The 11796-nt window shown below is 51.7% G+C and carries 11 protein-coding genes; 4 read left to right on the plus strand and 7 right to left on the minus strand.

Going from position 1 to position 11796, the window contains the following annotated elements; genetic code table 11:
* Positions 1 to 61: 61 nt before the first annotated feature.
* From B9P82_RS19600 to yiiM, 3 genes are all read right to left on the minus strand, one after another.
* Positions 62 to 1018: a sugar phosphate isomerase/epimerase family protein gene (locus B9P82_RS19600; RefSeq protein ID WP_049040558.1), complete on the minus strand. Its 957-nt coding sequence runs from the start codon at positions 1016 to 1018 to the stop codon at positions 62 to 64.
* 8 nt (positions 1019 to 1026) lie between these two features.
* Positions 1027 to 1731 carry a GntR family transcriptional regulator gene (locus B9P82_RS19605; protein WP_019077919.1) on the minus strand — a complete coding sequence of 235 codons (705 nt, stop codon included), beginning with the start codon at positions 1729 to 1731 and terminating at the stop codon, positions 1027 to 1029.
* A 228-nt stretch (positions 1732 to 1959) separates the two neighbouring features.
* A complete protein-coding gene (gene yiiM / locus B9P82_RS19610) occupies positions 1960 to 2634 on the minus strand; it encodes a 6-hydroxyaminopurine reductase (protein ID WP_101700774.1) in 675 nt (224 codons plus the stop codon).
* Between the two features lie 152 nt (positions 2635 to 2786).
* Here yiiM and B9P82_RS19615 point away from each other — a divergent pair, with 152 nt between their 5' ends.
* Entirely contained in the window at positions 2787 to 3683 is an 897-nt protein-coding gene (locus B9P82_RS19615; protein ID WP_016155205.1) for a dihydrodipicolinate synthase family protein, read from the plus strand.
* 41 nt (positions 3684 to 3724) lie between these two features.
* Here B9P82_RS19615 and kdgT read toward each other — a convergent pair whose 3' ends face one another.
* Complete coding sequence (kdgT, locus tag B9P82_RS19620) at positions 3725 to 4708, minus strand: 2-keto-3-deoxygluconate transporter (RefSeq protein WP_016155204.1); 984 nt, start codon at positions 4706 to 4708, stop codon at positions 3725 to 3727.
* A 235-nt stretch (positions 4709 to 4943) separates the two neighbouring features.
* Positions 4944 to 5564 carry a superoxide dismutase [Mn] gene (gene sodA / locus B9P82_RS19625; RefSeq protein ID WP_016155203.1) on the minus strand — a complete coding sequence of 207 codons (621 nt, stop codon included), beginning with the start codon at positions 5562 to 5564 and terminating at the stop codon, positions 4944 to 4946.
* 289 nt (positions 5565 to 5853) lie between these two features.
* Between sodA and rhaT the strand changes: the two genes are divergently transcribed.
* Positions 5854 to 6888 carry an L-rhamnose/proton symporter RhaT gene (gene rhaT / locus B9P82_RS19630; RefSeq protein ID WP_046276208.1) on the plus strand — a complete coding sequence of 345 codons (1035 nt, stop codon included), beginning with the start codon at positions 5854 to 5856 and terminating at the stop codon, positions 6886 to 6888.
* On the opposite strand, the gene rhaR is transcribed toward rhaT, so the two are convergent.
* Positions 6885 to 7733 carry an HTH-type transcriptional activator RhaR gene (gene rhaR, locus B9P82_RS19635; RefSeq protein ID WP_101700775.1) on the minus strand — a complete coding sequence of 283 codons (849 nt, stop codon included), beginning with the start codon at positions 7731 to 7733 and terminating at the stop codon, positions 6885 to 6887. The genes rhaT and rhaR overlap by 4 nt on opposite strands.
* A gap of 105 nt (positions 7734 to 7838) precedes the next feature.
* The gene (gene rhaS / locus B9P82_RS19640; protein WP_016157890.1) at positions 7839 to 8687 is read right to left on the minus strand and encodes an HTH-type transcriptional activator RhaS; all 849 of its coding nucleotides are present in this window, start codon (positions 8685 to 8687) and stop codon (positions 7839 to 7841) included.
* A gap of 300 nt (positions 8688 to 8987) precedes the next feature.
* On the opposite strand from rhaS, the gene rhaB reads away from it, so the two are divergent.
* Entirely contained in the window at positions 8988 to 10457 is a 1470-nt protein-coding gene (gene rhaB / locus B9P82_RS19645; protein WP_016155199.1) for a rhamnulokinase, read from the plus strand.
* Positions 10454 to 11713, plus strand: a complete 1260-nt coding sequence (gene rhaA / locus B9P82_RS19650) for an L-rhamnose isomerase (RefSeq protein ID WP_019077926.1) — start codon at positions 10454 to 10456, stop codon at positions 11711 to 11713. Before rhaB ends, rhaA begins: the two co-directional genes overlap by 4 nt.
* Positions 11714 to 11796 lie beyond the last annotated feature (83 nt).

Genomic DNA, 11796 nt, shown 5'->3' on the forward strand with positions numbered 1-11796 from the left:
CTAATAAATTAAGAGAGTTATTTTCATAACCCTTTTCGCATTTAATAATATTAAAAGAAGTTTATTTATTACTTGTAAACTTGTCGCATAAATCACGGATATACTTTATTTGAGCAAGAGCATGTTCTTTTTCCTGCGCCAGTCGCGCATCAATCATGTTACTGTCGGGCAGCGGCGTATAGCTTGCATCGCGCCATGGGATCCAGGGATTATCACCTTCATCATCAAAACGAAATGCCGGAGCATAATATTCAACTTCCTCTTCCAGACCAAAAGCATTTACTTGCGGCTTGTCCTCACCTAAAAGTAATAATGCCTTAAGCATCTCTTCCATTGGTAAATCACCGTATCCTGAACGACAAGCCTCATGCCCCCAGCCTTTACCTTCTTTAATAATTTTTGCGTCTTTGATATGCACCTGAGTGATTAGAGGGGACATAACTTCTAACGCAGAAAGCGGCTGCTCATTGGCGTTAATCATGTTGCCAAAATCAAAAAGAATAGAGAGATTCTTCATTCCACTATTATTAACCAGCGTCACCAGTTCATGGCCTTGCAGATCTTCATGCTGTTCGATAGTAAAGCTTAGTCCGCAATCGTCATACTGAGACAACCACGCAATATCATTGGCAATCTTTGCCATGACATCGTTGAGATGTCCTTCATAGCGGGGGTAGAAACGTACTGAAGTTGCGCCAGTTGCCACAGCAATACGGATCGCATCCGTCAATGTCACCTTGTCCGATGCGCTCGTTTCAATATGTACATCGAGGTTATATTTTTTGGCCTTTTCTTTAAAATCGTGCAACTGCCGATCGTTTAGTTTCTGCAGCGATTGGGACTCACCATCCTCAACATGTATTTTCACTCCCTTTAATTGTTGCTGATGCGCAATATCCAGAAGATCGCCCGGAAGGACTCTCTCATAGCGCATATTCAGATGAAAGGCATAAGCATGTAGGTACAGTGGTATATTTCTCGCACGTTCAGCGAGAAGTTCTTGGTTGCATTTTCCCATTATTTTTCTCATTCATCACGAATAACAAGTTCCACAGATTCAAGTCGCCAGTATTCAAAATCAACCTGAACCACTTTTTTATCTCGGGTAGCCCGATGTTTTTCTACTAAAATTCCATAAGTATTAGGCGCAACGCCCAACTCTTTGCAGGCCACTTCTGGCATATTGACCGGTTTAAAAATCATTTCTTTGATATTTAAAGCATGACCAAACGCATCTTCCCAGACGCTGGCAAAAGACTGATTGCCCAATTTGTTAATGAATCCTGGCGCAACATCAGCATCAATATAGGACTCATGGTAAAACACTTTATGCGAATCAAGACCACACCAACCGGTAACTAAATAGCGATCACCGGAGGAGAGAAAAACATCATCAACATGGTGCGGAACCGTCGCAATCGTTTCTTTGGTTAAATACCCCCAAAAAGGCTTGCGCCCCTGAGCACAGGCTTCAGCATTAAAGCTGGAAAGTGATTTGGGATTATAAATAAATCGCTTCGATGAAATAAACCAACCACTGCGGTTCTTTCGGAAGATACGCGCATCGATCTCAAGCTCAATCAGAACCTGACGTAAGGTCATGCGCTTCGCATCCAGCAACTCACATAACTCTCTCTCCGAAGGCAATTTAGAGCCCGCTGGCAAATTATTCTCGTTTAACCAGCTTTCAAAGCGCTCTCTAAGCACATCAACATTGTTTTTCTTTTTCATCTTGCTCATCTGGTTTAAACCAATTTAAAGCTAAGATATTTGAGTGCAGGAAATACTCAAGTTTTTTTTCAACGCAGAGTTTCTTTTTGTGGGCCAGGTATCAAGAATGGACTGAAAACATGGCGTGACAAGCAGGTTTTTTAACCCGCCTTAGTATGCAGAGATAAGAACCACGAGAAAGGCAAATCAGGTGTTACCACCTGATTTAATTGCATGGCCAGAATGGCTTTATTTTCCCCACAAACGGCAGGAATTGTCTTCGATCTTGCCGCTTAAACGACGCTTTTGCATCGTTCTGGTCCAGCTTTTCGATAACCCGGCAGCCGAGAGTAAACGGTGATATTGTGAGTCATCAAACGGCATATGCCAGGCAATGGCAATCGCCTCCCGCACGCTGACGTCGCTGACGCGTGAAGCCAGGATCAACGGCGCGTCCGCCGACACCTGGCCTGGAGCGATGACGCTGCACAACCAGCCCGTCTTGCCTGCATCCTGCATCTGGCTAGCCATATCGCTGATGCCAAAATGGAAATTCAGCTTAAAGCACGGCGAGCGCGGCTGCGTGACCTGAATCAGCGCATCTCCCCACTGGAAAATGTCGCCAATAAATACATTCTCTTCCGTTAGCCCCTGAGTAGAGAGATTCTCGCCAAACGCGGGCGCGACAAAGAGCTCTGCCTGCTCCGGAAACTCTTGTCTCCAGTGCTGATAGTGTTCACGCGGATAGTGGCACAGCGCGCGATCCGGCCCACCGTGAATTTTCGTTTCCGCCTGTTCATCACCCGTCAGCCCCAGTTCGGTCAGCATCAGCTCGCCGTCAACCTGGACCTTAGCAATCGCGCTGGGACGGCTTCCCGTGTAGTCCCGAACCTTGCCTGTAAAAACATCGACCGGATATCGCATCTGTTCCCTCTCCCGATAAATTTCCCCCATTACACCACATTTATTTTACCCCAGTCGCTCAAAATGAGAGCACGGTTCACATGAAACTTAGGGACACATGCTATCAATGTAATCTGGTTTTGAAACATCATTTCAAATAAGGAGTCAACAACGTGACTGGTCAATCGCAATTTGCTGGCGTCTGGTGTCCTTCCATTACGCCAATGGATAATGACGGCAAGATCGATCTTAACGGTCTAAGCCAGCATCTCAAACGCCTTACCGAGGCCAAAATCGACGTGATTTTGCTGATGGGTAGCATCGGGGAATTTGCCTCCTTTACGCTCGAAGAAAAGCTGTTACTAATCCGCGAGGCCCGCGCTATGAGCTCGCTGAAGATGGTCGCCAACGTCTCATCCACCTGCCAGAATGATGTGCTGTTGATGGCGCAGGAAGCGTATCGCGCCGATTACGATGCCGTGATGATCCTGCCGCCTTACTACTATGGGCAAACGGCAAAACAGCTGCTGAGCTACTTCCGTCAGTTGGGGCAGAAGCTCAGCGGTAAATGGTTTGCCTATAACTTTCCGGCGCGCACTGGCTGCGATTTAACACCTGAACTGGTTGCCACCCTCGCCGCCGAGTTCCCCAACTTCGCAGGCATTAAAGATACCGTCGACTGCCAGTCCCATACTCGCAGTATGATCCAGACCACCCGCGCCGTACGGGAGGATTTTGCCGTGTTGTCCGGCTATGACGAATACTACATTCCTAACCTGCTGGCAGGCGGCGCGGGGGTGATTTCAGGATTAAACAACGTCATGCCTGAACTGTTTGTCAGCGCACGGGAAGCATTTAAACAGGGCGACCTGACAGCACTTCGCGACATTCAGGACCAGATTGGCACCTACATGTCCATCTACGCCATCGGCGAAGATTTCGTCACCACCATCAAAACCGTGGTATCGCGTAAGTTTGGCTATTGCACCGGCGTGTCACGAAATGCCGGCGGAGAGTTGAACGAGGGTGAGTGTCGGACCATCGATGAGGTATTTGTCGTCAAAGCGTAAATCGTTAAGCCGGATGTAACAGACCATCCGGCAAAAGAGACTTACTTCACGGCGCTACGAATATCAATTTCCGCCGCCCTGGCTTTAACTCTTTTCGACCAGATGGAAGTGATAATCGGCACCAGAATGGAGGTCACAATCACCGACGTGGCGACAAGGGAAGTTGCTGCCGGCGCCATCGGTTTAAATGCCGGAACCATTTCAGCAATCAGCACTGGCGTAGCGACCGCCGCACCGGCTGAGCTGGAGGCCGCAATCCCCGCCGTGCCATCGCCGCCGCCAATCAGTTTATCGGCAATAATCAATGGAATACCGGTAATGATAATTACCGCCACGCCCAGCAAAATACCCAGTACACCGGTCTGCGCAATCACGCTCAAATCAATGGTGTTACCAAGCGCGAAGGCAAAGAAAGGAATCAACGTCTGCACCGCTTTGCTGAAGAACTCCCGCAGCTCAGGGTCCAGATTCCCCAGCGCAAAGCCAATCAGGAACGGTAATACGGCCCCGACAAACACGTGTGGTTCAAACGAAGCGATCCCGGCGGTTCCGAGAATCACCATAGTCATCAGCGGGCCAGACTCCAGCGACATCAGGACAAACGCCCCGGCCTCTTCTTTGGTGCCGTACTGCTGCATAATCGAGGCATACAGCCCGCCGTTGGTCATATCCATGGCGGCCACCAGCGCCAGCGTAGACAGCCCGGCGAAGAAACCAACTTCTACACCATGTTCCGGCAGAATACGTGAAGCAATCGCCGCGACCACCCACGCTACCAGGATCTTGGTTATGACCAGCGTGCCTGATTTACGCAGTACGGTACCGGTAGCGCTTAGCTTGATCGACGCCCCCATACAAAAGAACCAGACCGCCAGAATAGGCACCGTACCGGTGATCATACCGTTGGTAAAGGAGCCGAAGTATTTCCCGGCGCCGGGGGAAAAGGTGTGACACAACGCGCCCAGAAAAAGCGGCACCAGCATCATGCCGCCTGGGATTTTCTCTATCGTTCGTTTGATCTGCATTTCCATCACCTGTAGACATAAAAATGGGGCAATTTTTATGGGCGATTGCATCTTGCTTATGAGATGCGCCCGTCTTGATGAAACGAAGATAGACATTCATAGAGACTATAAAAGTGATCCCACTCGCATAATAAAACCTTGTTTCAATTTAAGTGGATCATTGTTTTTATATTGATTTTGATCACAAAAAAACCCCCACAAGCATCGCTTGCAGGGGCTTACTAAAGCGTAGAACTTATTTTTTCGCTGCGAAACGCGCGGCAGCTTCGTCCCAGTTCACCACGTTCCAGAACTCTTTGATGTAGTCCGGGCGACGGTTCTGGAATTTCAGGTAGTAAGCGTGTTCCCAAACGTCCAGGCCCACGATCGGGAAGCCGGAAGCGCCAGAGATAGCTTCACCCATCAGCGGGGAATCCTGGTTAGCAGTGGAAACAACAGCCAGTTTGTCACCTTTCAGAACCAGCCACGCCCAGCCGGAACCAAAACGGGTTGCTGCAGCTTTTTCAAATTCAGCTTTGAAGTTGTCCACGGAGCCGAAGTCACGTTCGATAGCCGCTTTCAGGTCGCCCTGCAGCGTAGTACCGGTTTTCAGACCTTTCCAGAACAGGCTGTGGTTAGCGTGGCCGCCCGCGTTGTTACGCAGTACGGTTTTCTTGTCTGCTGGCAGTTGATCCAGTTTGGTGATCAGCTCTTCAACAGGCAGGCTCGCGAATTCAGGTAAGCTTTCCAGCGCAGCGTTAGCGTTGTTTACGTAAGCCTGGTGGTGTTTGGTATGGTGGATTTCCATCGTCTGCTTATCAAAGTGCGGTTCAAGGGCATCATAAGCGTACGGCAGGGATGGCAGTGTATAACTCATAATCATCTCCAGTATTGTCGGGCGGCCAGTGTTAACGCCGCGTAAGCAGTTGGGTCATTATAGTTAATTAAATGATATTGAAAATGATTATCAATGCCGTACTTTTTACAAGGTTTTGATGACTCAAGTCCATTGCTAAAGATGTGAGCCGAATCACCCACTTAACGTGATGATTGCCAACATGCGCCAAATGGCGGCAATCGTTAAAAGGTTAACTACCTGCATAATTTTTAAACTCGTTTGGTCGGAGGGGTAATTACCGACGATAAAAAATAACGAGGATTAAGTCATGAGTAACGCGATTACGATGGGTATCTTTTGGCATTTGATAGGCGCAGCCAGTGCCGCCTGTTTCTATGCCCCGTTCAAGCAAGTCAAACATTGGTCATGGGAAACGATGTGGTCGGTTGGCGGGATCGTCTCCTGGCTTATCCTCCCATGGACCATCAGCGCCATGTTACTTCCCGATTTCTGGGCCTACTTCAGCTCCTTTAGCCTCTCCACGCTGGCGCCGGTGTTTCTGTTCGGTGCGATGTGGGGGATTGGTAATATCAACTATGGCCTGACCATGCGCTATCTCGGTATGTCGATGGGCATCGGCATTGCGATTGGTATTACGCTGATTGTCGGCACGCTGATGACCCCGATTATTAACGGCAACTTTGATGTACTGATCAACACCTCTGGCGGACGCATGACGCTGCTTGGCGTGCTGGTCGCGCTGATTGGCGTGGGCATTGTTACCCGTGCGGGTCAGTTAAAAGAACGCAAAATGGGCATCAAAGCGGAAGAGTTCAATCTGAAAAAAGGGCTGGTTCTGGCGGTCATGTGCGGCATTTTCTCTGCCGGGATGTCATTTGCGATGAACGCTGCTAAACCAATGCACGATGCCGCCGCCGCGTTGGGCGTTGATCCGCTGTATGTCGCCCTGCCAAGCTATGTGGTTATCATGGGCGGTGGCGCGCTAGTCAACCTGGGTTTCTGCTTCATTCGTCTGGCAAAAGTGAAAAACTTGTCGATAAAAGCTGACTTCTCGTTAGCCAAACAGCTAATTATCACCAACGTGCTGCTCTCCGCACTTGGTGGCTTGATGTGGTATCTGCAATTCTTCTTCTACGCCTGGGGCCACGCTCGTATTCCGGCACAGTATGACTATGTAAGCTGGATGCTGCACATGAGCTTCTATGTTCTGTGCGGCGGAATTGTCGGACTGGTATTGAAAGAGTGGAAAAACGCGGGTCGCCGTCCGGTCAGCGTGCTAAGTCTTGGCTGCGTAGTGATCATTGTCGCGGCAAACATTGTTGGTCTGGGAATGGCCAGCTAATCATGTTGGGTACTGAGATGACGCCACTGGCTCGGCGTCATCCCGGTTTCGCGCGTGAATACCACCGAAAAGTAGTTACTATCCTCAAAGCCGCAGCGCATGGAAATCTCACTAATCATCAACCGACTATGCTTGAGCAGATACTGTGCATGGCACACCCGCACCTGGCGCTGATACTGGTTGATAGTCATCCCGGTCTGGCTACGGAACTGCTGGCGCAAAACGCGTTCGCTGCACCGTTCACGCTCGCAAAACGTATCCAGTTCGAACGCATGCTCATGGCTACCGGCTAACGCGGTGATCAGTTTATCCAGCAGCGTTTCACTTGACGTCGCCGGAAGCGTATCCGTGGCATAACGATGACGTTTAAGGTGAGTTACCAGTTGACCAAACAGCAGCTCAGCCATGGTAAAGGCCTGCGCATCGCGCTGATTACTTTCATGCTCAAGCTGGCTTATCACCTGTCTGGCCTGGGTCATGCCAACGCTGCCAAGTCGCCAGTGCGGCTGCCGCGGCGTACCGTCAAATCCGGGGATCGCCCCTTGCCAGTCAACATTCAGCGTTAACCGCTCCGGGCAGTAGATGATATTTTGCAACACAAGGTCGTTAACGGAGGTGTAGGAGTGTTTATCTTCGGCGCGAATGTAAAACAGATCGCCACGGGTTATCCGGTACGGACGTTCGTTAAGGACATGCAGACCATTGCCGCGCCAGACCAGAACCAGCTCGCAAAACTCGTGGGTATGCTCAGCAAAGACATCCTGCGGATAACGATCGGCCACGGCGACAGCCTGCTGCTCATGCGCAAAAAAGTCTGATTTCAAAAGAACCAGATGATTCGCCATCACATCACCTCAACCTGTACGCTTGCCGGATGCGCTGCGCTTATCCGGCATGAAAGGGTATGATTATCAGCAAACGGACGGTAAAAAACGTTGATAGCTTTCGCGTTACTGAAGGCTGCTTCCCGCTATAAGGTCACGCCCCTGACGAATATCGCGTGGCGACCACTCGAACTCACGGCGAAAAAGCGTCGAAAAGTGGTTACTGTCACCGAAACCGCAGAGATAAGCGATATCAGTCACGCTGTCATCACTGTGGCGGAGCAGATGTCGGGCTTTAATCAGTCGCAGACGGTTAAGGTAGCGCTGCGGCGTCAATCCTGTTTGCTGTTTAAGCTGGCGATGCAGAGTGCGTAAAGAGAGCGAAAACTTCTCGGCCAGCGCCTCCCAACACACCTCTTCGGCAAAGTTATCCTCCAGCCATGCCATCAAAAGGTTAAGCCGCGCATCGTTATCGGTCGCCGCTTCCATCAGGCTGCTTTTACGCAGCAGTACCAGCAACTGCATAAACAGGATCTCGCGATTTGCCGCCGTGGGCGTATCCATCTCCTCGCCGAGCGTCTCCATCTGCCCCACCAGGTGACGAACCTGCTGCAGTACGCCCTGGTTTACGCGCCAGTGGGAGGGATACTGCCCATTTTGTTCCTGAGGCAAAAGCTGATTCAGCCCGGCCAGAAATTGAAACGCATCCGGAGAGCGATACAACACATTGGTCAGACACAGATTGTCAGTATGTTCATATAAATGCCTGTCATGATCGCGGACGAAACACACCGTACCGCCGCTGATGGTGTAAGGCTGTCCGTTGAACACATGGATCCCCGTTCCATGTTCGACCACCACAATTTCATGAAAATCATGATGATGTTCAGGAAACGCGGGCTGAGGAAGCCGCGGTTCAATAGCCACAGGCGCTTTACCTGTCGGAAAAAAATCCACGCAATGCAGTACGGTCATGACGGCTCCCCCTGATTAACGAATATGGCTGAATAGTAATTAAGGGTTCCTACCCTCACCTTAATTTTTTGACGCCAAAGTGCGTAAACACGGTTAATTCTTCAAGAAATGGCGGGAAAGATCGGGAAATGCGGAAGGCGTCACATCCGCCAAAATCCGCGCTATTAGTGGAAACTGTGAACAACATCACGTTCACCTTTGCCATGTTGCCAGCCGCTAATTGGGGCTGTCACTGTCAAGAAGGTACGCTTTATTCGGGGTTCTTAGACTGAGTGCAATAAAACTCAGAAGGACCTCGCCATGACTTTTCGCCATTGTGTCGCTGTCGATCTCGGCGCATCCAGTGGGCGCGTAATGCTCGCACGTTACGACAGTAAACACCGCACCCTGACGCTGCGTGAAATCCACCGCTTCGTTAACTGTCTGCAAAAAACGGACGGTTTTGACACCTGGGACATCGACAGCCTGGAAAACGACATTCGCCTTGGCCTGAAAAAAGTCTGTGATGAAGGCATTCGGATAGACAGCATTGGCATTGATACCTGGGGCGTGGATTACGTATTGATCGATAACGCCGGACAACGTGTTGGTCTGCCGGTCTCTTACCGTGACAGCCGCACGACCGGCATTATGTCACAGGCGATGGCGCAGCCAGGTAAAGGTGAAATCTACCGCCGTAGCGGCATTCAGTTTCTGCCGTTTAACACCTTGTATCAGCTACGTGCGCTGGTTGAACAGCAGCCAGAACTGCTTGCGCAGGTGGCACATGCCCTGCTGATCCCCGACTACTTCAGCTTTCGCCTGACCGGCAAATTGAACTGGGAATACACCAACGCCACCACCACCCAGTTAGTCAATATCAACACCGACGACTGGGATGACACGCTGCTGGCGTGGACCGGGGCAGACAAAGCCTGGTTTGGTCGCCCGACGCATCCGGGGAACGTCATTGGTCACTGGATTTGCCCGCAGAAAAACCAAATTCCGGTTGTGGCCGTCGCCAGTCACGACACCGCCAGCGCGGTCATCGCTTCACCGCTGGCCGATAAAAATAGTGCGTATCTCTCTTCCGGTACCTGGTCGCTGATGGGCTTTGAGAGCAGAACGCCGTATACCAACGATGCGGCGCTGGCGGCGAACATCACCAACGAAGGGGGCGCGGAAGGGCGCTACCGCGTACTGAAAAACATCATGGGACTGTGGCTGCTCCAGCGCGTTTTAAAAGAGCGCCAGATTACCGACCTGCCAACGCTTATTGCCCAAACGCAAGCGCTGCCGGCCTGCCAATTCCTGATAAACCCGAACGACGATCGCTTTATCAACCCCGACGATATGAGCGCGGAAATTCAGGCGGCCTGTCGTGAATCGGGTCAACCCGTTCCCCAGCAAAACGCCGAACTGGCGCGCTGTATCTTCGACAGCCTGGCATTGCTATACGCTGACATTCTGCAAGAACTGGCACAACTGCGTGGTGCAGCATTTAGCCAACTGCACATCGTTGGCGGCGGCTGCCAGAACGCCCTACTGAACCAGCTGTGCGCGGATGCCTGCGGTATTCGCGTGATGTCCGGGCCGATTGAGGCCTCCACGCTCGGCAATATTGGCATCCAGTTGATGACGCTGGACGAGCTTAACAACGTCGATGATTTCCGTCAGGTGGTGCGTGCCAACTACGACCTGACCACCTTCATTCCAAATCCTGAAAGTGAAATTGCCCGCTACCAGGCGCAGTTTCCATCACTACGACAGACAAAGGAGCTTTGCGCATGACCACTCAACTTGAACAAGCCTGGGAACTGGCAAAACTGCGTTTCGCCGCGGTAGGCATTGATGTCGAGGCGGCCTTACGCCAGCTCGATCGTCTGCCGGTCTCCATGCACTGCTGGCAGGGCGATGATGTCGCCGGTTTCGAGAATCCGGAAGGCTCGCTCACAGGCGGTATTCAGGCTACCGGCAACTATCCGGGCAAAGCGCGTAACGCCACCGAGCTGCGCGCCGATCTGGAGCAGGCGCTGAGCCTGATCCCGGGTCCAAAACGTCTGAATTTGCACGCGATCTATCTGGAGTCCGATACGCCGGTTGCCCGCGACCAAATCAAACCTGAACATTTTAAAAACTGGGTCGAGTGGGCGAAAGCAAACCAGTTAGGGCTGGATTTCAACCCATCCTGCTTCTCTCACCCGCTGAGCGCCGACGGCTTCACGCTGGCCCACGCCGATGACACCATTCGCCAGTTTTGGATTGACCACTGCAAAGCCAGCCGTCGCGTCTCAGCGTATTTTGGCGAGCAGTTGGGTACGCCATCGGTGATGAATATCTGGATCCCGGATGGCATGAAAGACATTACCGTTGACCGGTTAGCACCGCGCCAACGTCTGCTTGAAGCACTGGATGAAGTGATCAGCGAAAAACTCGACCCGGCGCACCATATCGACGCCGTCGAGAGCAAGCTGTTTGGCATCGGCGCCGAAAGCTACACCGTGGGCTCCAACGAGTTCTATATGGGTTACGCCACCAGCCGTCAGACCGCGCTGTGCCTGGATGCGGGTCACTTCCATCCGACTGAAGTGATTTCCGACAAAATCTCCGCCGCCATGCTGTACGTACCGCGTCTGCTGCTGCACGTCAGCCGTCCGGTGCGCTGGGACAGCGATCACGTGGTGCTGCTGGATGATGAAACGCAGGCGATTGCCAGCGAGATCGTTCGCCACAACCTGTTCGACCGCGTACACATCGGCCTCGACTTCTTCGACGCCTCTATTAACCGCATCGCCGCGTGGGTTATCGGCACCCGCAATATGAAAAAAGCCCTGCTGCGCGCGCTGTTAGAACCGACCGAACAACTGCGTCAGCTTGAAGCCAGCGGCGACTACACCGCACGTCTGGCCTTGCTGGAAGAGCAAAAATCGCTGCCGTGGCAGGCCGTGTGGGAGATGTATTGCCAGCGTCACGACACGCCAGCAGGAAGCCAGTGGCTGGACAGCGTGCGCGCCTATGAGAAAGAGATTTTGAGCAAACGTAGCTAACCGTGACACCAGGCTTACAGGCCGGATAAGACGCCCCACGTCGCTATCCGGCAATGAATGAAAGACGATTGCCGGATGGATCT

The organism is Citrobacter sp. L55, from assembly GCF_002850715.1.
Classification (GTDB): Bacteria; Pseudomonadota; Gammaproteobacteria; order Enterobacterales; family Enterobacteriaceae; genus Citrobacter; species Citrobacter braakii.